Below are 20,894 nucleotides of genomic sequence, written 5' to 3' on the forward strand. Positions count from 1 at the left end.
CGAAACCGTCTTCTATAAACACCTGCGTGGCGGCGCTCACCAGGCGTTCGGCCGCCCGCCGGCTGCGTTCCTGTTGGGGTTGCCTTCTATTGAAGATCGATTGCGTAGTTAAGAGGGAAAGGGGCAGGCGAAGGGTCTACCCTTCGCCTGCCCCCTTCTGGCGTCGTCAGGTAAGTTGTGGTGCTCGTGAGGCGAGGCGAAGATTGACCAGACCGGTGACGCATCCCCAGAACAAGCCATGCCGCTGGGGATCATTGCGGTAGAACTCGCGGCAGACTCGGAACTTCTTCACCCGACACAGCGCGTTCTCCACCGCAATTCTGACCTTGGAAATCTGCCGGTTCAATTCCCGGTCCTCCAAGGAAAGACAGCCCCCTTTGGGTCGCTTCCTGGGCACGATGACTTCGTGCTGCGGACAAAGCTTTTCCAGTCCGGTATAGCCTCGGTCGCCCCATAGACGGCTGCCTCGGGGCAGTCGAGGCAGCAATCTTGATTGCCTGAGGAGCTTTATGTCGTGGAGGCGACCGGGAGCCGTGGCGCTCAGATGGACGATCTGACCTTCGGGTGTGACCGTGAGCTGGGTCTTCAGGGTGTGGGTGCCCTTCTTCGCGCTGTAGAACTTCTTCTTGTCTTTCGGGCGTCCCACTGCCTTTTTCCCTGCTCCATCACCCTTCTTTCCTTTCGGCTGTCCTCGGGGTTGTTCTGTCCCATCGACGATCAGGTCAGCAAGATCAGGGAAGGCTTCCAGAACGTCCTCCAGGGTACGGAGCCGACGGACTGGTTTCGCACCTTCAGCTGCCTTTTTCTGGATGTTGAGCGTTCGTGCCCGCAGAGGAGCAGGCAGAGCCTGCTCCAGGAGCGGAAGTAGGGCATGGATGTTGCGACAGACGTTCGCTGTATCCATCTCGAACAGGACGCCCAACAGATGCATCGGAAGGTAATGACGCAGATAGACCAGCGTCATCAGGAGTCGATGCGGCACATCGAGCTTGAACTGTCGCCCTGCTCCAATCCGGCGTTGCCGTCCCTCCCGCAGGAGGGAGCGGCGATGGGCTCTCTCCCACAGGGGTTCAAGCTGGGTCGCCAACTCCTGAAATTCACTTGGGCTCAACCCACAGAAAGACTCAAAGGAACGGGGCCGCTGCCTCAGTCGCTCGACGCGCAACACCCTCCATTCTCCCCCTTACCCCTCTACTGCGCAACGAGTCTTGAGAAATGCGAGTTCTTTCTCTGATTTCTCAATTTTTTCTTCGCAGGCACGCCGTCTCACTTCCTGGAGACGTGAGTTGAGAAGAGAAGCTTTTACTCGCATACTGACACCCTGGCAAACAGGAGGTCCCATGAACCAACCGGAGTTCCTCAACGTGGGCCAGGTCCGGACCCGGCACGTGACTCAGGGCAACGGCGACCCGGCCGTGTTGCTGCACGGCATCGGACGCAGTCTGGAAGACTGGAGTGAAACTGTCCCTGCCCTCGCGGCGCATCACCGTGTGTATGTGCCCGACCTGATTGGCTTCGGCCTCACCGACAAGCCGGACGTGCCGTATACGCTGCCTGGGTTGGCCCGCTTCGTGAAGCATTACCTCGCAGCAGTGGGCGAAACCCGGCCCGTCACCTTGATCGGCAACTCCCTGGGTGGGGCCGTGGCGCAGCAGTTCGCCGCCATGTATCCCGAGCAGGTCCGCACCCTCGTTCTGGTGAGCAGTGCTGGCTTCGGTCAGGAAGTCACGGTGGCCCTGCGCCTCCTGTCGATCCCCAAACTGGGTGAACGCATGATGACCCCCAACCCCCGCAACAGTGCTCGCGTGGTCGAAAGTCTCTTCCACGACCCGAAATTCGCCACCCCGGAACGCGGGGCGCACGCCCAGTTCCTGGCTGGGCAGCCGGACCGCGCCCGGTCCTACCTCAGCGTGGCGCGGTACCTGGGCGGGTGGCGGGGCGTGCACGCTGGGTGGCGAGCCACCCTCACGCAGCAACTCGCGCAAATGAAGCTGCCTACGCTGATTGTTTGGGGAGCACAGGATCAGATCCTGCCGGCCACACACCTCGGTCACGCCAGCACGGTGTATCCGCACGCACGGACTCGCCTCTTCCCGCAGACCGGCCATCTGCCGCAAATTGAACGCGCTGAGGAATTCAACGCGGTGGTACTCAATTTCATGGGAGAGAACGCATGAACCCATACGTCTTTCCTGGTGGCGTGGCCATCCTGACCGGCGCCGCCAGTGGCATTGGACTGGCCCTCGCCACCGAACTCGCCCGGCGTGGGAGCCACCTCGCGCTGATTGACCAGAACCGTGAAGGTCTGGAACGGGTTGCCGGCGAATTGCGCCGGCAGCGTCTTGACCTGCAGGTCACCACCCACGCATTTGACCTCGGCCGTACGGACGCAATCCCTGAACTTACTGAGGACGTCCTACGCCAGCACCGCCGCATCACCCTGGTGATCAACAATGCAGGTGTGGCTCTCGGCGGCACCTTCGACGAAATCAGCCTGGAGGAGTTTGAATGGGTGCAGAGCATCAACTTCCGGGCAGTCGTGGCGATGTGCAAGGCGTTCTTGCCCACCCTGAGGGCGGAGCTCAGTCCGCACATTGTGAACGTGTCGAGCCTGTATGGGATTGCGGCGCCGCCCCGTCAGAGCGCCTACGCGGCAAGCAAATTCGCGGTGCGGGGATTTACGGAAGTGCTGCGGCATGAACTGGCACCCCACGGGATCGGGGTGACGGTCGTCCACCCCGGGGGTGTCCGGACCAATATTGCCAACAGTGCCCGCGTGGGCAGCGGTGTTCGGTTAACCGCCCTGGAGGCCGCTGCCCAGCGGGAGAGCTTGAACCGGCTGCTCCGCTTGGATCCCGCCGAAGCAGCCCGGCTCATCCTGCTCGGCGTGGAACGTCGCTCCCCACGCGTGTTGGTGGGGAGCGACGCGAAAGCCATTGACGTTCTTGTTCGTACCCTACCAGCGACATACTGGTCAGTCATCAATCGCCTGCTGCCTGGTCGGTACAAGGTGAAGCAATGACGCGTGCCCGCGCCCATGGGGCAAGGAGGAGTTGAGATGCCCAAACGCAGGTGGCTGCTCACCGCAGGAGCGCTCGCCCTGGGGGGACTGTGGCTTATTTCAAGGCGAGCGGCGGCCCCGCGGTCCGGAGGTCAGCGTGCCCTGATCCCCTCCACTGACCCGCAACCACTGGACGTGCTGATCATTGGCGCGGGCCTCTCCGGCATAGGTGCGGCGCGGCACCTGCTCGCAAAGAGTCCCGGGAAACGCTTTGAGATTCTGGAAGCCCGTCACGCCATTGGCGGTACGTGGGACCTGTTCCGGTACCCGGGTGTGCGCTCAGACTCTGACGTGTTCACGCTGGGATACAGCTTCAAGCCCTGGCTCGGCCGAAAATCCATTGCAGACGGCGCCGACATCCGCCAGTACATTCAGGAGGCGGCTGACGAGGTGGGCCTCACGGAGCGCATCCGTTTCGGACACAAGGTCAAGACTGCCGTCTGGTCCTCAGGAGAGGGGCTGTGGACCGTCACGGCCGAGGCGCAGGGCGGGCAGGGCCAGACCGACGCGTTCACCCGTAAGGCAAGATTCCTGTTCCTGTGCAGTGGGTATTACAGCTACGATGAAGGCCACCGCCCGGCTTTCCCGAACGAGGAGTCCTTCCGGGGGCGGATTGTTCACCCGCAGTTCTGGCCGGAAGACCTTGACTACGCCGGCAAGCGCGTTGTGGTGATTGGCAGCGGCGCGACCGCCGTCACGCTCATCCCCGCCCTGACGGACCGGGCCGCGCACGTGACGATGTTGCAACGTTCGCCGTCCTACGTGGCCGTGCGGCCCCTGCTGGATGAAACCGCCCACAAGCTGCGCCGTTGGCTGCCCGCTCGGGCTGCCCACAGCCTGACCCGCTGGAGGAACGTGTTGACCAGCATTCTGTACTACCAGGTTGCCCGGAAGAAACCCGAGTTGTTCAAACAGAGGCTGCTTCAGGCCGCTGCAGATCGCATCGGGGACGGGTTTGACCCACGTCATTTCACGCCCAGCTACCAACCCTGGGACCAGCGGGTGTGCGCCGTGCCCGACGGTGATCTGTTCGAGGCGCTCCGCACCGGCAAGGCGTCGGTCGTGACCGACACAATCAAAACCTTCACCCCAACTGGCATTCGGCTGTCCAGCGGTCAGGAATTGCTGGCAGACATCATCGTGACGGCCACTGGACTGAAGCTGAACGTGCTGGGCGACATTGGGTTTACGCTCGATGGTCGGCCGCTGGACGTCTCCCGGACCATGGTCTATAAGGGGATGATGTTGGCCGGTGTGCCGAATTTTGCGTACGCATTCGGTTACACAAACTCGTCTTGGACACTCAAAGCGGAGCTCACAGCAGATTATGTCTCCCGCCTCCTGATTTACATGGACGAGCGGGGGTACGAGGTCGTGGCCCCCAGAGCAGATCCATCGGTTGAAGAGCGGCCGCTGCTGGACTTTAGTTCAGGGTATGTGGCCCGTGGCGCGGCTGCTCTGCCCAAGCAGGGGTCCAGGAGACCGTGGCAGGTGTACCAGAACTACCTGCTCGACCGCTACACCATTCAACTCTCCCCCCTAAACGACGGGACGCTCAGATTCACTCGAAGCCACACTCCTGGCTCGCCCTGATCGTCGCCAAGGACGTGCCTGCTATCAATCGGCCCACTCGTTGGTGGGCCTGTTCTGGCGCCACCCATTTATAGAAGCCGCCGCTAAGATAGGTGTTGAAATGGTTCTGATGGACGGCGTGAATGACGCCATAAACACATGGAAAGCGCGTACACGCGAAGTTCTCCAGTTGGCCCAGACTGATCGGATCGGTGGTGCGGCTGAACTGGTGGACCCAGCACACGGGTGGAAGAGTGCTGTTGTACCACCCCGTCCTCACTTAACAATGACGAACACGGCCAGATGGAGGCGGTCAGGTGAGCTCAGGTAGAGCATACGTCTGGGCGATGACACGGATGGTTTCAGGAGACAAGCTTACAGCCAAATCAATGTCCTGACGTGCTGTTTCAAGGCCCCCTTGTTGCAAAACGCTCTGGGTCATGAGGTCATTCCCTTCCGAGAAGGGCCAAAGAGGAACCAGAACATCACCAGGTGCGCTCTGCCCTGTACTGCGACCACCAGCTTTCCACCTGGAGAACTCGTATCCCTTCATGGAGGGCCTGGGCTGAATCAGTAACGTGAAATAAGCTGCGGACGAAAAGAACCACTTCGAAGGACGCATCTGGAAAGGCAAGTGCCTCAGCTTGACCGCAGAGCACGGCAGGGCCAGGGACAGGATTAAGCCCCACTCGTATGCCCTGATGGCCACGCTCGTGTAAGTACATCAGGAGCTGGCCTGCACCAACACCGATATCGGGGATGGCGCTGTTGATTGGCAGATCGAGAGCGTTCGGCAGGGGACGATACGGCCAGTGTTGCCCAGAAAGATCGGAGAGCAGAGCATCTTGGTGGCCCACGGTCACGTATATAGCGTATCGGAAGAGATCTTTTCACGGATCACCCCCTCCTCGTTACTGAATATCACGTCGTGGTGATGACATATCCCGTAGGTGAGCGAACTGTGCGAGGTCAGTTTGTATCTGTTGAAATAGTTTGATGGTTCTCTGAATTGAGCTTCTATAGACTAGAACAGCTACTCCACCAGGGAATTTGAGCAGATATGCATCATCTATAAAACTATTCCACTCTCAATTCGGACCTATTTACTACAAGGTGGCTTTTGTACTGAATAGCTACCGGCCATGCCGTAAAAGATGAATGCAATTTCCGTGACTACTTGGCGCGAAAGCTGTTGCTGTGCTGAGCAGGCACAGTCGGTGTCCTACCATTCTTAAAAAGCCCACTCTCCGCTGCGGAGAAGCGGCTCGCGGGCGCCATCAGCAGTGATCCCAAGTGATCCCACCCACGTCTACGCTGGTGCTGCCAATTATGAAGTCCACGTGCGTCAGACTACCGTTTCCGCAGAGGGCAGCAGTCTCATCCAGACTGAGCACCGTCGAAGTTCTCGCTCAGTGAGAACCCGAAGGCAAGGTGATACGCAGCGTTCTCGTCATAGTAACTGTCGAGAGAAAGCGCACCCTTAGCGTGAATGGTTGTGTGTAGCGGACCCTCCCAGGATGAAGGTGGAGCAGCTGGGTGACGGGAGGACCGGAGACCCGAACAACCTTTCGCCTAGGTTCAAGCCCGTAGAGGTAGACTGAAGACCTTGTATGTTCGTGGCGGGGCGCAGGACGGTAGACCGATGAAGACCCCGGCCACGAGGCCGTGCAACAGCAAAGCTCGCCGTCTTGCTTCTCCCCAGTTCAGCGCCCGAACGGTTGCGTGAGGATGAGCTCGCATAGGCAAGGAAGGGCGGCGCTGGGATGCCCCGAGGGAGGGAACTCAAGTGGAGAGCATCTTCGTCGGTATCGATGTTTGCAAAGCTCGCCTTGATGTTGCGATTCGTCCCACTGGAGAAATTTTTGCTGAGGAGAACTCGATTCCAGGTGTCGCACGACTTGCGGATCGCCTGAAAGCACTCGAACCGACTTTGGTTGTGCTGGAAGCGACGGGTGGGTTGGAGCGGGATCTGGTCCTGGCGTTGGTCCAACAAGGTGTTCGGGTCGTCGTGGCCAATGCGCGTCAAGTTCGCGACTTCGCCAAAGCAACAGGTCGACTGGCCAAAACAGATCAATTGGATGCCATGCTCTTGGCCTTGTTTGCGGAGATGGTCCGGCCTCCAGCTCGGAAGGTACCTGAGGAGCGGGTTCGTGCACTGGGAGACCTGGTCGACCGTCGACGACAAGTCGTCGACATGCTGGTCATGGAACGAAACCGCCTTCACTCCGTACGGGCGGAAGCGGTGCGTGCAGATCTGCACGCACACATCACCTCTCTGGAGAAACGCCAGAGTGAGCTGGATCAGGAACTGAAGGCACTGATGGAGACCGATCTGCAGTGGCGTGCTCAGCGGGACCTTCTGATGAGCGTTCCCGGTGTGGGTCAGGTCGTCACGTTGACGTTGCTTGCCCAGTTGCCTGAGCTCGGCCAAGTCTCTGGCAAACAACTGAGCGCCCTGGTTGGATTGGCACCGTTCAACCGAGACAGCGGGAAATCCCGAGGGCGACGCAGCATCTGGGGAGGACGCGCGGAGGTGAGGACCAAACTGTACATGGCGGCGGTCACCGGAATTCGTGTCAACCCGGTACTTCGGGATGTTTTTCAGCGTCTGGTTGCACAGGGAAAACCTAAAAAAGTGGCGCTCGTCGCGTGTATGCGTAAGTTGCTGGTCATCCTGAATGCCATTGTTCGTTCTCAAGTGCCGTGGCGTCTCGTGGATGGCACGGTGTGACAACGCCGGGTCAGACATGGGGCGCCACGGCACCCCTTGACTTCCCACACGGTTGCTGTTGCGCAGTAAGGAGGCGAGGCTCCAGAAACGTCGTCTGCGTAGGGAAAAAGCCCCTCTTTTTGACCCAAAGCCAATCTGGGTTGGTTTTGGTTGACTCAGACGGCGTTTTCGTAAACTTGATCTGCTACTGCGCAACAGGTCTTGAGAACCCATCCGGTCTTTATTGTGCCGTCTGGGTTATGGGCATCACGAGGGCAAAAGGTTACTGCTCAACGCACCAGTCCAGCTTGTGCTGAGCAGTCACGAATTTCCCCGATTGTGAGCAGTCAAGTGCGTCGCAAGTCACTCCTGGGCACTATCGCCTTACTTATTCTGAATGGTTAGCACGCAGGTTGAGCAGATGGATAAAAATCCCCGCGTCACTCGCGGGGATTTCCTGTTCGCAACTTACTTCTTGGTGGTGCGTCTGGGCTTTGCAGCAGGTTTTGCAGGTGCGGCCTTGCTCTTGCGGGAGTTGCCCAGATTCTGGCCCTTCTCGTAGCTGTTCTGTAACTTCCGGCGAGTCTCTTCCGCGAGGGCCTTGAAGTCGATCACGCCTTCCTCAAGATTCTCTACCGTGAGCTTCGGCTTCCCGCGACCACGTTGCGGCGCTGCGGCCAGCTCCTGGTCCACGCCCTCGAACCACTTGTCAAACTTGGCGGACGTCTCGAAGACCATGTCCTTCATGTCCTTCTCGTACGTCTCCTCGCTTCCACGACGCTTGAACTTCTTCGGAAGCGTGAACCGCTCCGGAAGGTCAATCGCATCGAACTCCCCTTCACGGACCGCATCGCGGAACCGCTTGACGAAGGCATCACTCTGTTGGGGGGTCGATAGCTTCTGCACTTGCTCACTGAGTCTAGAAAATGGCACGGAGTAAGCGTACTACATGACCCTATGAAATGTCTTCAAGCTTAAGGCCTCTCTAGCCTTGATTCTGGGGACGTCTCAAAACCGACATGGGGTGCCCTCCGTTCGGGGCATCCTCTTCTCCTTGCTTTCCCGTCTGGGAGGCGGCGTACCAAGCCTGCGTTTGAGGCAGCTGGATTCCTTTCGGATTCGCTCCCCATTTGTTCGTACCAGCGAGGATGTCCATCGCCAGGAACACGAACAGCAACACACCACCGACAAAAGGAACGAGGATCATGGCGTATCACCAGCCACTGCGTCCCGTGTCATGCAATCCCCGAACCTGCACGGCAGTGGCTAGCACGATGATCAGGTGTAGAGCAGCAGGCGCAAACCCAGACCCAGGACTCCTGTAGGAACGGGCACCTCCCCTCGCAGACAAGGGGTCATGAACACGAGAACAAGACTTGCAACAGCAGGACGATCAGGAGATTTATCCCCAGGAAGGTCCAGTAATCCTGCCTCAGGGTTCTCCCCTTCCCTGTGTGAGGGATATGGCAGTTCTACACGCTCCGATGGTCTACCAAAAATGTATCTTCAGTTCGCAAAAGATGCGGGATTTCAAGCTGGAGTGACGGACAAGGGGCGCCAAGGTTGCGCGTACCCGCAAAAGGCGTCTGCGGACCGCCTTGGGGCTTAGAAATTGAGGATGAATCGCCTGCCTGTTCGAACGTATGCAACTAGACCTGCTCGGGAAGGAGTTGGAAGGACTCAACGGGAACGCTTTAACCGAATACGGCTGTGCGGGTGCGCTCCTTCCAGCCGCACACGATGACCAGGGTACCCAGCAGCAGGGCCAGGCCACTGCCTGTCAACAATCCTGGGATGCCAATGTGGTCCAGGGTTACACCGCCCTCAGGGTCATGCCACCCAGAATCGCTGCCACCTGCAAGCTGCCGGCACGTTCCACCTCGTTCGGCACCACATGCGCGGTCCAGGTGAACCACACGGCGGGTAGGAAGCCGCACCGCATCGGCAGCAGTCATGGCTGACAGGCAACCGAAGAGGAAGAAGCCCAGAAGATCTTCGAAGTGCGCGTCCAGATTGTATTGAGATCGAGCGCGTGGCCGACGGGTACGGGCCAATCCTGGGTGCGCTGAAAAATGTCACGCCCGCTGGAACGAAAGTGATGGACGGGTTCAGCCTCACTGAACGCCGGGTGTTCGGCATGAAGGATTGAGGTGTGATTGTGCCGCAAGAGGCGTTGCACGGGAGCACGGCGGACATGACACGGGTCGAGGATCAGGCGAATGCCCGCGTCCTCCCCTTGAAGCAGCAGGTCTTCGGTCACGTCTGCCAGGAGCCGCCAGACTTCATCCATCAACAGGTGAGAAGGATGGGGCAACAGGTCGGTGACCTTATGTCTGGATGGGCAGTGACGGGGGTCACCTTGGCGGCTGTGGCGTCAAACTCGCGGAGAAGGATTGAGGTGCCGAAGCCCGCGGGCGCTCAGATCAACACGTGGCCGGACAGGCTGTGCAGCGTACCGATGAGGTGACGCCTCGGCAAAAACGGCCTGAGGTTACCTCGTCAAGCTGGGCGGCAGGCTGTTGATCCAGGGAACCAGCTTGAAAATCCGCGGGCGAATGGCGAGCGCGTCTTTCACTTGACTGCCGTGGTTGAAATAGGTGTAGGTCAGGATGCGTCCGTCAACCAGTTGGATGAAGCCGGTAAGGTTGAGGTTCCCCCAGCCGATCCCACCTTTAGAGCCCCAGTACGTGACGGGAACGGCAGGCTTCTCGGTCACGCGGTCCGTGCCCGGGTGGCAGCAGCCTGGCGCGTAGAAATTGCGGAGTTGGGCAGCTCTTCCTGGCGTCCGGCCAGGACGGCTCAGGAGTTGGGCGAGGAGATCAGCGTAGGCGTGGGCCGTGCTGCTGTTCTGTACGGCGACGTCCAGGCGTGGATCGTAATTCGGTCCAGCGAAATAGGCGTCGAGTTGGTGGGAGAGCTGTGGAGCCTGCACCCGCAGGCTGGCGGCATTGAGCTTGCTCGCAAACGCTACCCGCTGCTCCCAAGGCAGGGCCTGGTATACCTGTGCGGCGTTGAGGAGGGTGCTGCGGTTCTGCGCGGGCAGCATGCCCCCCTGGATGGACCGCCACGCTTTGGTGGTGATCAGGATACTGGTGCAGGGACTCAGGGCATGCACTTGCTGCGCCACGCGTTCCGGGCCCACGGTCCGGAAGACGATGTCGGCCGCTGTGTTCTCGCTTTTGCTGATCATGCGGTCCAGCAGGTAGGACAGGGGGTGAGTGCCGCTGCTGTAGGACTCAAGGGAGCGGTTGGCTGTCGTGGTGGTTGGCGGCGTGTTGAGCGAGAGCCGCTCCGCATCAACGTCGCGCAGCGCAGCCCGAACAACAGGGGTCTTAAAGGTGCTTGCGAGTGGATAGAGAGTGTTGGCCCCGCCAGTGGCATAGGCCCGCTGGGCTATCAGGGTCTTCGGGTCATAGACGGCAATGTAGAACGACACGTCTCCCGTCACGAAGGGACGGAGATGGAAGGTTGGCGGCCTGGACGGGATCGCCACACCGGGTAGGCGGCGAAGAAGAGGCCGTCTTCGCCGTTGTGGGGAATGGGGTCGTCGAAGGGAGGGACTTCGTGGTCGCCGTGGAAGGACCAGGGTCTGGCCGATGTGCAGGCCGGGCTGCGTGAGGTTGTTCAAGCGTTGCAGTTCAGCGGCCGTCGTGTGGGAGGTCTGGGCAAGGTGGTATAGGGTGTCGGCAGTGTGGACCGTGTGGGTGGCTGCCAAGTCGGGGACGGGCGTGGGTGTCAGGAAGGCGAGGGTAACTTTCAACACGGAAGTCCTGTAAGGGAGAATGTGGTTTGACATGTTCCCTGATGGTGGAGCGAGCGACGTATGAAGATGCGGCAGACCTTGGGGGCGACGCGGCTTATGTGAGGCCAGGGCTGGGTCAGGGTGTGAACCGCGCCTTGCAGGACGCCGCTGACCTTGCCGTGGCGATCAGCGAGAAACCGGGGGAGACGCTCATCTTCAAGGTGGTTCCTGGGTGTCCGACCTGACCACCAGAAGAGCGAACGCCTTTCTGGCGTTCGCTCTTGAGCTTCTTCTGCCAGCCGTGGCCCCGAATCGGGGGCTGATTGGGCGCCTTGCTGGTTCGCGCGAGCTGCGCTTTCAACTCCCGGATACGCGCTTGGAGGCGTTCACAATTGAGGCAGGTTACGTTCGAGATGGCCTCACCTTATCCCACTCCACTCGGATATTCACTGGCTGCTGAATAGCCACGGCAAGAACCCTTCGGCTGGTGATGGGCCCACCTGATACGGTGTGGAGATAATCCATTCCGTCCCCTCCGCTTCGCTTTGGTGATTTCGCGCCTCTCCGTCACCGTTTTCCTGCTCGCTCCACTTGGGTCAATCCGTTATTGACTCGAATCCTTATGACTCAGAATAATGATTCTCACTCACATGGGTATGAGAGTCATGTCTATTTAAGGCCTCCTAGACGTGATCTGTATCCTCATCAGACATCTAGCCATACGCAGGAATCACTTTAATTCCGTATAAGATCTACCCAAGGCTGGTTTCCGACTGCAATAAGAAGGCACAACTCGTCCACAAGGCTCACCTGGCCTCTTGGGTTGTCGAGCGGAGCGCTTGCCTCATCCTCTGGCGCGAACTTGCTCCCAGCGCACCACTTGGAGCAGTTGTCCGAATGGCGCCGCGCGTGGAAGGGCACCCCTCAAGGCGCCCCATTCTCCCCCATGCCCATTCCAGTTCGCTCGCCGGGGCTGGTCAAAAAAAAGACCGCACTTTGACACATGCTCTAAACCAGATTCCGGGTAGGGTCTTAACGCCCAGACTCCCTCGGTAGCCAGGAGGTCACCAAGTCCTGCACAAGTCTGAGGTACCCGCGGTACTCCACAGGCTTATGCGCGTAGGCGCTCGCTCCGAGCACTTCGCTGCGCTGCAAATCCTCTCCCGCCTCGGACGTCGTCAACATTACCACTGGCAACCCACCGAGCGTTGGCAAAGCGCGAAGCGCGCGCAACACCTCAAATCCGTGCATCCGGGGAAGGTTGAGATCCAGCAAAACCAACCCAACGCGTGAGGCGTCCGGTCCTTGCAGGAATGATAACGCCTCTGATCCCATGGTGACTCCGATGACCTCAAGGTGTGGCGTTACCTCGGCGAATGCTTCCACCGCAAGGTCTAGGTCTGCTGCGTTGTCGTCTACCACCAGTACCAAATCCGGAAGTGTCATGCTGCGCTTCCTCCGGCAGACAGGGTGAAGTGGAACGTGCTGCCCTCACCAGGAACTGATTCCACCCACAATTGTCCCCCCGCCTGCTCCACGATCTTCTGGCAGATGGCGAGTCCGATTCCATTGCCTTCGTACGCTTCCCGGGTATGAAGGCGTTGGAAGACCTGGAAGATTCGAGAGGCGTACTCTGGCTCAATACCGAGACCATTGTCCACGACGGTAAAGTGCCAATACGCCCCTTCACGCCTGACGTGGACGTGCACAGCGGGTGGGACACCTTCGCGCCTGAATTTAATAGCGTTCCCAATGAGGTTTTGAAAGACCTGCGTTAACCGCCCCTCATCCACCTGCACGACCGGCATTTCACCCGCCGTGACCACGGCGCCCGCCTCACGGATGGTGGTCTCCAGGTTGGCCGTGGCCCGTAAAAACGCATCTTTGGCGTCTGCCTGCGCCCGCTCGGCGGCTGGGCTGGACAGGCGCGAGTAGGCCAGCAGGTCGTGAATAAGGCTGCGCATTCGCCCTGATCCTTGAGTAATGTACTGCAAGTACTTCTCTGCGCGGCCGTCGAGTTGTCCTGAATATCTCATTCCCAGCAGATCAGCGTAACTCGTGACTGTTCGGAGAGGTTCCTGAAGGTCGTGGCTCGCCACATACGCGAAACGTTCTAACTCGGCGTTGCTCCTTTCCAACTCGAGTGACCGCTGTTTGAGTGCAGCTGTACTGCGGGCCGCTTCCAATGCCACGCCCAGGCTCCTTGACACAGTCTCCAACAAGGCCCGGTCCGCGTCTGTCCAGCCCCGTTGCCCAAACAGCGCCACGCAGAACACACCTTGCACGTGCCCCCCAACGTTCACCGGGAGGCTCGCTACCGCTCCGATCTGTGCCCAGTCAATCTGGAAGTGGTCCTCGGTGTAGTCGTACACGTCTTGGTAGTACGCCTCACCCGTCTCGAATGGAATGCGCATGGACTGCGATTCGTAGGGCAGGCCCTTATCGACAATCTGTTGCATGGTCGGATTTCGCCGGTCTCCGACCTGAGAGCGCAACCGCCACAGGTTGCCTTCACGCTCGTAGTACGGCGCGAAGCCCTCGGGGAGTAGACCCAGCACTATCTCCTGCGCACGCCGAATAAGCGCCATTGGGTCGTCAAAGGTCCCAAGATCACGGGTAAGCTCTCCAAACGCTTCCAGTACTCGGGTACGGTTTTCGAGCGCTACGCGTTGCGCTTCCAGCCGCACGGTGATATCGGCGCGCTCGACCGACAGGTTCAGACTGCGTCCAGCGGCGCGCACCACGGCCTGGTCCCGTTCGCTCCACTGCAGTGCGTTTTTGAGTCCCACAGCGAGTATGGCGTGCACTTCACCCTGCACGAGTAGAGGGTACAGCGCAACGGTGCCGTATTCGTCAGTGGCCGCCACCTGTTCAACCGTAGGGTCCCAACCATCCACGAAGACAGGTTCTTTCGTTATGGCTGCTCGCGAGAAGGCTGGCGCGTCCTCCGCAATCCCCCCCGTGATGCTCGCTATGACCTCCGGCGCTATATCTTCCGTCCAGGCCTGCGCCCGCCAGAGGTAACCGTCACGCTCGTAGTACGCGGCGCTACACCCGTTGAAGAAGCTGCGGAATACGCCGAGCGCGTGGCGAAACAGGGAGTGGACGTCGCTGGCCGTACCAGCTGCTTCTGTAAAATCCACAAACGCTTCAAGCGAGCGGGTACGTGCGACAAGTTCTTCCGTTCTCGCCTGCACTTGCGTCTCCAGGTAGACGTTCAGGTCACGTACAGCCTGCTCGGTCGCTCTCCGTTCGGTCACATCGTCAATGACGACAACGCCAGCAATAACGGAACCATCCTCGGCTTTGATGGGCGCAGAGGTCACGTCGATCACTCGCCGCGCTCCGTCAGGGCGGACGTAGTACATCTGCTCGTTTTTCGTCGTCTCCCCGCTGGTCGCAACGCGTACGAGGGGCCACTCGTGCGGCTCAATCTGACGGCCGTCAAGGTGGTAGCCAGTCCACGCCCGGTACTCGTCGAGGTTCTGCGCGTAGATGACCTGATGACCAAAAATCTCCTCAATCTTGGCGTTGCCCATGACGATGCGGGCGCTGGGAACTTCCCCAATAACGACGCCGACCGGAAGAGACTCCAAAACTGCAGCGAGTCGGGCACGTTCTGTAGCGAGTGCCGCTTCACTCGCTTGCCGGGCGCGCAGTTCCTCGTGGGCACTCGTGAACTGGATAACCCGGTCGACCGCCTGCGCGCACTGCCCTGCGAGCGCCATCAAGAACTGCCGCTCCCCGTCGTCGAAGGTGCGTTCCGCTTCCTCAAACACCAGGGCGAGGAAACCAAATGTTCTTCCAGAGGTCTGAAGGGGCAAGACAGCCATGCTCGCCAGACCTTCCGGTCGAATTTCACGAAAGGCGCTGAAACGGGACTCCAGTTCCTGCGCTGTGCCGAACACCGCCTCGCCCGTTGAGCTCACGTAAGCACCTGGAATGTCCAGGGTGACAGGGAAGCGAGCCAGCCGAGCTTCGAGCTCAGCACTGTAGTTTTGGGCTCCGAGCAGCTGCACTGTCTGCCCATCGCGGCTGAGAACGCCCGCCGCACTGCTGGTGGCATTCGTGGCAGGAACGGCGCGGCGAAGAATAATCTCAATGACATCTTCAGTGGCGAGTGCCCTGCTCAGTTCCGTGGTGATCTGGTACAGCGCCTGTTGGCGCAACTCGGCCCGCTTCTTGTTGGTCACGTCTTGATACAGCACGCCTATGCCCTTGCGAAACGTAAAGATGCGGCCTTGTGCCCATACCCCCAGTGTGGGGTAATAGGTTTCAAAGGTTTCACCCGTACGGGTTTGCATGACGCGCCGAGTGACGACATCGAGGTCACTGCCTGGAGCGATCGCAAACAAGTTTTGAAAACGACGGCCAAGCAGGTCAGCGCTGCCGAGTCCTCGCAGTTGAGCCGCCGCCTGATTGGCGAAGATGACCGACCAGTTTTCATCGAGGAGGACAAAGGGGTCAGGGAAGTCGTCGAAGTCTGTGTAAGCGAGGGGGAAAGGGGCAGGCGCGGATCCGGTCATCGTGTTGACGCAGCGTATAGCGCTGGGTGAGCAGATTGGACTGTCCCCCATTGTGTTGGCGTTGAGACAAGGCAATGGGGGAGACAGGCCCGCTTTCCCTGCACCTCCTGGCTGACCGGGACACCTTTGTCCCCTTCAAAATCTTTGGCACATCCTTCCACTCGCCAACATGATCTCGATCATTCTTCAGGGTGGGCACAGAGGAGTCGATACGGGAATTCTCCCCGCTCTGAAGAGCGGGGCATCCACAAGCGCAAGCGACTGAGCGCCTGAGAGACCCAGCAGCCCATTGCGGGTAAACGCCCCAGAGACGCAAGGTGCTGCGCTCCCCGTGCCTTTCGTACGTGTCGGTCGTGACAACGCTCCGGGGACCGTGATACGCCACGGCGCCCGCTTTGCCCCTCAAACTGAGGTCGTCATGGAGGTTGACGTTCACGAAGAATGCGTCCGCACGCATGATCTTGCGCATCCCCAACCTTCAGGGTACCGGGATGCGGACCACACGGCCGTGCCAAAGGAAGGGGACGTCGACTGCTCTGCAGCACGGATCAGGCGGCTGCGTTGACTTCAACGGGCAGCGGGGAACTGCTTGGTGAGACGGACGTACGGTATAGGCCCTTGAGATGCAGAGCGTCTATGGCTGGACGGCCGAGTTCGCGGGCGATCAAGCTCAGGAGAACTTCATGGGCGGCGGTGGAGTGATTGACCTGGACACGGTTCAGGGTGCCAGGTACCCACCGGAGCGTCAGGTTGAGCACTTCGACCTCCAGGGGCTAGAGAGTTGAAAGAAGGGTAGGAGCGGAAGGGCTGGCGTCCTGTTTTCAGGCCAGAGTCTGACTCCACTCTTCACATCTATGCCCTGTGGTCGGGTATATGGCTCAAGCTTGAACAGCGCCGGGCTGACCGTACGAATAAATCAGCACGGCCATCAGTCAGGCGCGGCCTCGGTTCTCGCTCAGGCCGCGGTGGCCTTACTCTCGCAGGTCTCGGAAGCCAAGCGGAAGGCGTTGTTGCCCTTCACGCTCAGGGACGTGCGGTGGTCCCCACAGCGCCGGGCTTCCAAGGCGGGATGTATGGAAGAACGGCGTTTCAGGTGGTGGGGGAGTGACTGCCGCATCCAGAGGATGTTCAGTGACGCACACTGACAGACGACGGGTTGAGTCGAGCCGTTGTAGGCGCCGCCTGCGGCGCATGAGGTCTTCCGGCTCCTAGCGGACCTGATAACCCCATCAACCTGCCTTTGGTTGCCACGATCATCCGGTCGCGCCTGCCTTGCAGGGCCTGGGCAGCCAATGCCTCGCTGTGCCCATTGCCGTACACATCGGCGGTGTCGATAAAGTTCACACCCAGTTCGGGCGCCCGTTCCACCACGTGGAGCGACGCCGGTCCCCCAGGCATTGCCAGTGCTGGCCCGGGCACCATAACCGGTCTCCAACACCTGCATGCCCGTCCTGCCAGGCTCACGCTGGTGCGTCTGGCAAACCTCCTGGTCTTGAAGCTGATCTCACTGAGCAAGTTGACTACGTTGCGCGGCTTCGTGGTGGAGGCCGAACATGACACCTAAGGTGCAGCGAAACGCCGCGCCAGGCCTCCACTCGAATTATTAAGTTTTTATAAAGCCTGTTGAGCCGCTGGCCTGCATCCAGGCAAGCAAGGCGCGCATACAGGTAAATGAAAGGACCACTCACGCCTCGCCTTCCACCGGAGGATCACCATGGTTGTTCCACCGACATTCCTCGCACTCTTCTGGACCGCTGGACTCCTGACCGCAGCCTCTGCCGAAACCAGCCCAATTCAAACCTATCCATTTCAAAGGATGGTCAGTGCGAACAGCGTTGCCACTGGAGTTCTAAGCGTCAGGAGTGGGTCCACTCTGCAGTCGGAATCCATACTGACCCTCAGCGGCCTCGTCCCCAACCGTGCGTACGTTGCCCACTACCACGCCCTCGGTCCAGCGGGCAGCGACTCCTGCATTTCCGAGGGGCCCATTGCTCTCGGTTTCCCCGCCTTCACCGCTGACGCACAGGGAAACGCCCGGGTCACACTACGCGCCGGTCCAACAGGCATTCAGGGCAATGCAGGAGCCTACGTCAACGTCCACCTGGCTTCTGACCTGAGTGACGTCCCCCTCTGCGCCGCGGTGGCGAAGGGTATCACCACGCCCACCACTTCAAAACCCGTCATCGGCCCAGCGACACAGCGAACCGTGACGATCGGTGACAACACGTTTGAACCCCGGAATTTAACGGTTCCTGTCGGAACGACTGTGAGCTGGAGTCACACTGGCCAGGTCACACATAACATTTTTTCACTTCAGGTTGCGGAGCTCCAATCCCAAGACCTCCGGCCAGGCGACACGTTCAGCTACACCTTCAAGACCCCCGGCACCTACACCTACTACTGCTCGTACCACGATGGAATGAGCGCGATGATAACGGTGACCAACCGCTAAGGCGGTGTCCACGCTTCACCCTGAGGAGGAACGTATGATCGTACAAAAGAGTGTTCTGGGACTGTTCACGGCCACCCTGCTGGGCTCCTGCAGCATGATGATGGGTCAGGGCACCACCTACAATTTCAAGCACAACCCCAACGCTGCCGATCCAGCGGCCATGGGCCGTGCCGTGGCCACCATGGACGGGAGTATGGTCAGCACCACACTCAGCCTCTCAGGCCTCACGCCTGGAAAAGCGTATATCGCCCACTACCACGCCTTTGGTCCAGCATCGAGCACGGATCCCTGCGCCTCGAGCGGACCGGTGACGCTCGGATTCCCCAATTTCTCGGCAGATGCCAATGGCAACGCCAGCGTGACCGTCAAAGGCGATATGACCAAGATCATGGGCGATATGGGCGCCTACATCAACGTCCACTACGCCAGCGATCCCAGTGTGGTGCCCATTTGTGCCCCGGTGAAGATGACCAAGGGCTGAGCCCACCGCGAAAGGGTGGAGCGCCCCTGTCAGGGGCGTTCCACCCTTTCGCTTGAAGGTTGTGAACGCACGCGAGGGAAACTCGCGCCGCGACAAACCCCTACTCACACGCAGCGGTATGGCAGGGGCACTGCATTCCAACTTCACCATCGGGAGAGGCACAGTCGCCTGGACCTCGCCTCAACATTTAAACCCCTGGGACCTTCACACGTCCCAGTGGCCGTGTTGGAGCGGAACTTCCTCCGTGCGGTTCCAGACTGATGCCGACCAATGCGTACCCGCGCCAGTCGACCTGCAGCACGGTCCCTTCGGTGAGACCCAGGCTGACGGGGACATTCGCCCGTGGGCCATCTGCAAGGCGGCCCCACGCCTGATATGCCTGTCCCTGGGGAGGGGGCTGCGTGAGGACCACGAGGGCGCGTCCTTCCGGGTGGACGAGCAAGGCACCGAAGACCTGCCCGTCCTGCGATCTGAGGGAAAGCCGCGTTGCCCCTTGTGCTTCCCACCGCTGAACCTGTACCTGCCGTGACACCGCCGGGAGAACGCGTGGCGTCACCGTGCCCACAAGCAGCGTCACCGCCACCGCCGCGGCCCACCACCTGCCTTTAAGCCGTGAATCCTTCGATTTGGGCACCAGCGGTGGAAGTTCGAGGTGGGCTGGGCCCGTCTGACGCCGCGCCTGGATGCGGCTCCAAGTTCCGCTCGGCGGCGCCAGGTAGGGCAGGTCATCCGCCAGAGAGTACATGGCGTCCCGGAGCCGGGCCACCTCCATTCGGCATGAGGCGCACCCGAGAAGGTGAAGTTCGACTTCCTCGAGCGCCTGCGCCCCAAGGTCTTCCAGCACGTACCCAGGCAACAGGCTGTACGGGTGAGGGGCGGTCATGGAAGGGTCCTTTCGCGAAGTTTGAGGAGCGCCCGTCGCAAGCGGCTCTTCACCGTGCCCAGGGGAAGACCGGTTCGGGCGGTCAGCTCAGCATGGGTATATCCACCGAAGAACATGTCTTCCAGCAGCTTCCGGTCCGTGTCCGGAAGCGAACGCAGCGCGTCCTCCACCAGGGCCTGGTCCAATGGATCCCGGGAAGAGGGGCGGGCCAGCAGGTCGAAGGCGGCGTCGTCAAAAGCTCCGGGTTGACCCTGGGGTCTGGAGCGGCGTGTACGGAGCCGCTCCAGGCACAGATGATGGGCGATGGTCAACACGAAGGTTTGGACCGTGCCGCGCATGGGGTCGTACTTGCTGGCCTGCGCTTCCAGGCGCAAGAAGGTGTCTTGAAGGACCTCCTCGGCATCTTCAGTCGAAGTGAGCATCCGTACGCACACGCGGAAGGTCACGCCGGAAAACTGGTCGTACAACGCCTTCAGGGCACCGTCATGGCCCAGTTGAAGTTGAACGATGAGGTGGTGCGTCTCCTCGGTGGGGACCGGTGGGCCGGACATACGCGCAGTGTGCCATGCCTCTGTCTCTCTCAGCCGGTGGCCACCAAAGGTGGGGACCAGGCGAGGTGGGGCAGGCATACCTCCCGTATGCGCGGCGGCCTGCATTTGGATGCCATACAGGTGCACGCCGCGCCAGTCCGAAGGAAACTCCTGGCAAGGGCCTCTGTAGACTGGCCGAATCTATGGAATACCTCAGAGAAGCTCTGGACCAAGTGGATTCCGAATTGGGCTCTCCCTTCCTACCAGAAGTGGGCGCAACGCTTCAGCAGACGAATTTTGACAACGTTTCCAATTTTTTCCGCTCGGGCCCAAAGCGCAAAGTCATTCAGCTGAATCAGGACTCTGGGGATTACGACCACGACCCTGACTTGACCCAGGATCAGGAAATCGCCATGCAGCTCGAGAATGAAGCGTACTTTGAGACCGCCCTGGCTCAACTGCAGTCCCGGTATGGTGCACCTCTGGGCCATACCCCGGTCCACTGGGAGTCGGTCGTGACCACCGACGACGATGAAGAACAGAGAGAAGCCCGGGAAGATGAAGTCATTGATGGCATTCCCTGGACACCAGAGTACGACCAGGGGGCCGTCGTATGGGTAGACGGCGGTCAGATGCGGTATTGGGTGATCGGCGACCGGTATCTGTTCCTGCAAGAGGGGAGAGTCTGGGGCGACGGCACGTTTCTCTTCTTCGTCTCGGTTGCCATCTCTCCTGTCGTGGGTGAACCTTGCTTGGAGGGGTTCTGGCCGGAATCAAGCGCGTGTCCTGGTGCGCTTCCTCTCTCTTCTGACATCTTGCACTTTTAGAAAAGGTCGTCTGGAACGGGCTTTTGGCCCCATAGTGGGGTGTGAACCCAAAGAACCGCGTTCCAGACGTCTGTATTCTGACATCCTGCGCTGCTTTGCCCGCAAGCAGC

22 protein-coding genes and 1 pseudogene are annotated in these 20,894 nt (G+C 60.0%); 10 read left to right on the plus strand and 13 right to left on the minus strand.

What is annotated here, in order from left to right; all coding sequences use genetic code 11:
- Positions 1-166: 166 nt before the first annotated feature.
- Entirely contained in the window at positions 167-1,165 is a 999-nt protein-coding gene (locus B9A95_RS09745; RefSeq protein WP_084047148.1) for a transposase family protein, read from the minus strand.
- A gap of 175 nt (positions 1,166-1,340) precedes the next feature.
- Between B9A95_RS09745 and B9A95_RS09750 the strand changes: the two genes are divergently transcribed.
- Genes B9A95_RS09750 through B9A95_RS09760 form a run of 3 tightly spaced genes read left to right on the plus strand, consistent with a single transcriptional unit; the run spans position 1,341 to position 4,654 of the window.
- On the plus strand, positions 1,341-2,177 hold the full coding sequence (locus tag B9A95_RS09750; protein WP_084046831.1) for an alpha/beta fold hydrolase: 837 nt from the start codon (positions 1,341-1,343) through the stop codon (positions 2,175-2,177).
- Entirely contained in the window at positions 2,174-3,022 is an 849-nt protein-coding gene (locus B9A95_RS09755; protein WP_084046834.1) for an SDR family NAD(P)-dependent oxidoreductase, read from the plus strand. The genes B9A95_RS09750 and B9A95_RS09755 overlap by 4 nt, the downstream gene beginning before the upstream one ends.
- Before the next feature lie 36 nt (positions 3,023-3,058).
- Positions 3,059-4,654 (plus strand): flavin-containing monooxygenase, encoded by a 1,596-nt coding sequence (locus B9A95_RS09760; RefSeq protein WP_084046836.1) that lies wholly within the window; start codon positions 3,059-3,061, stop codon positions 4,652-4,654.
- A gap of 464 nt (positions 4,655-5,118) precedes the next feature.
- Here the strand turns inward: B9A95_RS09760 and B9A95_RS09765 are convergent, their stop codons facing one another.
- Positions 5,119-5,496 carry a methyltransferase domain-containing protein gene (locus tag B9A95_RS09765; RefSeq protein WP_084046839.1) on the minus strand — a complete coding sequence of 126 codons (378 nt, stop codon included), beginning with the start codon at positions 5,494-5,496 and terminating at the stop codon, positions 5,119-5,121.
- A gap of 923 nt (positions 5,497-6,419) precedes the next feature.
- Here B9A95_RS09765 and B9A95_RS09770 point away from each other — a divergent pair.
- A complete protein-coding gene (locus B9A95_RS09770) occupies positions 6,420-7,364 on the plus strand; it encodes an IS110 family RNA-guided transposase (protein WP_084046840.1) in 945 nt (314 codons plus the stop codon).
- Positions 7,365-7,811: 447 nt separating this feature from the next.
- Here B9A95_RS09770 and B9A95_RS09775 read toward each other — a convergent pair whose 3' ends face one another.
- The 5 genes from B9A95_RS09775 to B9A95_RS09785 form a co-directional block, all read right to left on the minus strand.
- A complete protein-coding gene (locus B9A95_RS09775; RefSeq protein ID WP_425429930.1) occupies positions 7,812-8,249 on the minus strand; it encodes a hypothetical protein in 438 nt (145 codons plus the stop codon).
- 79 nt (positions 8,250-8,328) lie between these two features.
- Positions 8,329-8,550: a DUF805 domain-containing protein gene (locus B9A95_RS31975; RefSeq protein WP_139806636.1), complete on the minus strand. Its 222-nt coding sequence runs from the start codon at positions 8,548-8,550 to the stop codon at positions 8,329-8,331.
- 487 nt (positions 8,551-9,037) lie between these two features.
- Positions 9,038-9,298, minus strand: a complete 261-nt coding sequence (locus B9A95_RS31980; RefSeq protein WP_139806637.1) for a hypothetical protein — start codon at positions 9,296-9,298, stop codon at positions 9,038-9,040.
- On the minus strand, positions 9,295-9,603 hold the full coding sequence (locus B9A95_RS31985) for a hypothetical protein (protein WP_139806638.1): 309 nt from the start codon (positions 9,601-9,603) through the stop codon (positions 9,295-9,297). The genes B9A95_RS31980 and B9A95_RS31985 overlap by 4 nt, the downstream gene beginning before the upstream one ends.
- Positions 9,604-9,834: 231 nt before the next feature.
- Positions 9,835-11,106 (minus strand): serine hydrolase, encoded by a 1,272-nt coding sequence (locus tag B9A95_RS09785; protein ID WP_170928550.1) that lies wholly within the window; start codon positions 11,104-11,106, stop codon positions 9,835-9,837.
- Between the two features lie 26 nt (positions 11,107-11,132).
- Here B9A95_RS09785 and B9A95_RS34540 point away from each other — a divergent pair, with 26 nt between their 5' ends.
- Positions 11,133-11,330: a hypothetical protein gene (locus B9A95_RS34540; protein ID WP_139806639.1), complete on the plus strand. Its 198-nt coding sequence runs from the start codon at positions 11,133-11,135 to the stop codon at positions 11,328-11,330.
- A 35-nt stretch (positions 11,331-11,365) separates the two neighbouring features.
- Here the strand turns inward: B9A95_RS34540 and B9A95_RS37030 are convergent.
- The 3 genes and pseudogenes from B9A95_RS37030 to B9A95_RS09800 form a co-directional block, all read right to left on the minus strand.
- Positions 11,366-11,446: pseudogene (locus B9A95_RS37030) on the minus strand (hypothetical protein); the annotation flags it as partial.
- Between the two features lie 671 nt (positions 11,447-12,117).
- The gene (locus B9A95_RS09795; RefSeq protein WP_084046852.1) at positions 12,118-12,531 is read right to left on the minus strand and encodes a response regulator; all 414 of its coding nucleotides are present in this window, start codon (positions 12,529-12,531) and stop codon (positions 12,118-12,120) included.
- Positions 12,528-15,611 carry an ATP-binding protein gene (locus B9A95_RS09800; protein ID WP_170928551.1) on the minus strand — a complete coding sequence of 1,028 codons (3,084 nt, stop codon included), beginning with the start codon at positions 15,609-15,611 and terminating at the stop codon, positions 12,528-12,530. Before B9A95_RS09800 ends, B9A95_RS09795 begins: the two co-directional genes overlap by 4 nt.
- Positions 15,612-16,234: 623 nt before the next feature.
- On the opposite strand from B9A95_RS09800, the gene B9A95_RS33515 reads away from it, so the two are divergent.
- Positions 16,235-16,396: a hypothetical protein gene (locus B9A95_RS33515; protein ID WP_170928552.1), complete on the plus strand. Its 162-nt coding sequence runs from the start codon at positions 16,235-16,237 to the stop codon at positions 16,394-16,396.
- Positions 16,397-16,739: 343 nt separating this feature from the next.
- Here B9A95_RS33515 and B9A95_RS09805 read toward each other — a convergent pair whose 3' ends face one another.
- Positions 16,740-17,033, minus strand: a complete 294-nt coding sequence (locus B9A95_RS09805) for an aldo/keto reductase (RefSeq protein ID WP_139806641.1) — start codon at positions 17,031-17,033, stop codon at positions 16,740-16,742.
- Between B9A95_RS09805 and B9A95_RS35275 the strand changes: the two genes are divergently transcribed.
- The 3 genes from B9A95_RS35275 (at position 16,939) to B9A95_RS09815 (ending at position 18,544) form a co-directional block, all read left to right on the plus strand.
- A complete protein-coding gene (locus B9A95_RS35275; RefSeq protein ID WP_170928533.1) occupies positions 16,939-17,175 on the plus strand; it encodes a hypothetical protein in 237 nt (78 codons plus the stop codon). The two genes, B9A95_RS09805 and B9A95_RS35275, sit on opposite strands and share 95 nt — an antisense overlap.
- Positions 17,176-17,325: 150 nt before the next feature.
- Entirely contained in the window at positions 17,326-18,063 is a 738-nt protein-coding gene (locus B9A95_RS09810; RefSeq protein WP_084046856.1) for a cupredoxin domain-containing protein, read from the plus strand.
- 34 nt (positions 18,064-18,097) lie between these two features.
- Entirely contained in the window at positions 18,098-18,544 is a 447-nt protein-coding gene (locus tag B9A95_RS09815) for a CHRD domain-containing protein (protein ID WP_084046859.1), read from the plus strand.
- A 187-nt stretch (positions 18,545-18,731) separates the two neighbouring features.
- On the opposite strand, the gene B9A95_RS09820 is transcribed toward B9A95_RS09815, so the two are convergent.
- Positions 18,732-19,427, minus strand: coding sequence for an anti-sigma factor (locus B9A95_RS09820; RefSeq protein WP_084046862.1), 696 nt, complete (start codon positions 19,425-19,427; stop codon positions 18,732-18,734).
- A complete protein-coding gene (locus tag B9A95_RS09825; protein ID WP_084046864.1) occupies positions 19,424-19,978 on the minus strand; it encodes an RNA polymerase sigma factor in 555 nt (184 codons plus the stop codon). Before B9A95_RS09825 ends, B9A95_RS09820 begins: the two co-directional genes overlap by 4 nt.
- A gap of 182 nt (positions 19,979-20,160) precedes the next feature.
- On the opposite strand from B9A95_RS09825, the gene B9A95_RS33525 reads away from it, so the two are divergent.
- The gene (locus B9A95_RS33525; protein WP_084046867.1) at positions 20,161-20,784 is read left to right on the plus strand and encodes a hypothetical protein; all 624 of its coding nucleotides are present in this window, start codon (positions 20,161-20,163) and stop codon (positions 20,782-20,784) included.
- The last annotated feature ends 110 nt before the right edge of the window (positions 20,785-20,894 follow it).

This window comes from Deinococcus hopiensis KR-140, from assembly GCF_900176165.1.
GTDB classification, from domain to species: Bacteria; Deinococcota; Deinococci; order Deinococcales; family Deinococcaceae; genus Deinococcus; species Deinococcus hopiensis.

Bases quoted from the DNA above. Each gene is read 5' to 3' on its own strand.
- B9A95_RS09750 (WP_084046831.1), top strand. From the start codon at position 1,341: ATGAACCAACCGGAGTTCCTCAACGTGGGCCAGGTCCGGACCCGGCAC.
- B9A95_RS09755 (WP_084046834.1), top strand. From the start codon at position 2,174: ATGAACCCATACGTCTTTCCTGGTGGCGTGGCCATCCTGACCGGCGCC.
- B9A95_RS09760 (WP_084046836.1), top strand. From the start codon at position 3,059: ATGCCCAAACGCAGGTGGCTGCTCACCGCAGGAGCGCTCGCCCTGGGG.
- B9A95_RS31975 (WP_139806636.1), bottom strand. From the start codon at position 8,550: ATGATCCTCGTTCCTTTTGTCGGTGGTGTGTTGCTGTTCGTGTTCCTG.
- B9A95_RS31980 (WP_139806637.1), bottom strand. From the start codon at position 9,298: ATGACTGCTGCCGATGCGGTGCGGCTTCCTACCCGCCGTGTGGTTCAC.
- B9A95_RS09795 (WP_084046852.1), bottom strand. From the start codon at position 12,531: ATGACACTTCCGGATTTGGTACTGGTGGTAGACGACAACGCAGCAGAC.
- B9A95_RS09800 (WP_170928551.1), bottom strand. From the start codon at position 15,611: ATGACCGGATCCGCGCCTGCCCCTTTCCCCCTCGCTTACACAGACTTC.
- B9A95_RS33515 (WP_170928552.1), top strand. From the start codon at position 16,235: ATGCAGAGCGTCTATGGCTGGACGGCCGAGTTCGCGGGCGATCAAGCT.
- B9A95_RS09805 (WP_139806641.1), bottom strand. From the start codon at position 17,033: ATGGTGCCCGGGCCAGCACTGGCAATGCCTGGGGGACCGGCGTCGCTC.
- B9A95_RS09810 (WP_084046856.1), top strand. From the start codon at position 17,326: ATGGTTGTTCCACCGACATTCCTCGCACTCTTCTGGACCGCTGGACTC.
- B9A95_RS09815 (WP_084046859.1), top strand. From the start codon at position 18,098: ATGATCGTACAAAAGAGTGTTCTGGGACTGTTCACGGCCACCCTGCTG.
- B9A95_RS09820 (WP_084046862.1), bottom strand. From the start codon at position 19,427: ATGACCGCCCCTCACCCGTACAGCCTGTTGCCTGGGTACGTGCTGGAA.
- B9A95_RS09825 (WP_084046864.1), bottom strand. From the start codon at position 19,978: ATGTCCGGCCCACCGGTCCCCACCGAGGAGACGCACCACCTCATCGTT.
- B9A95_RS33525 (WP_084046867.1), top strand. From the start codon at position 20,161: ATGGAATACCTCAGAGAAGCTCTGGACCAAGTGGATTCCGAATTGGGC.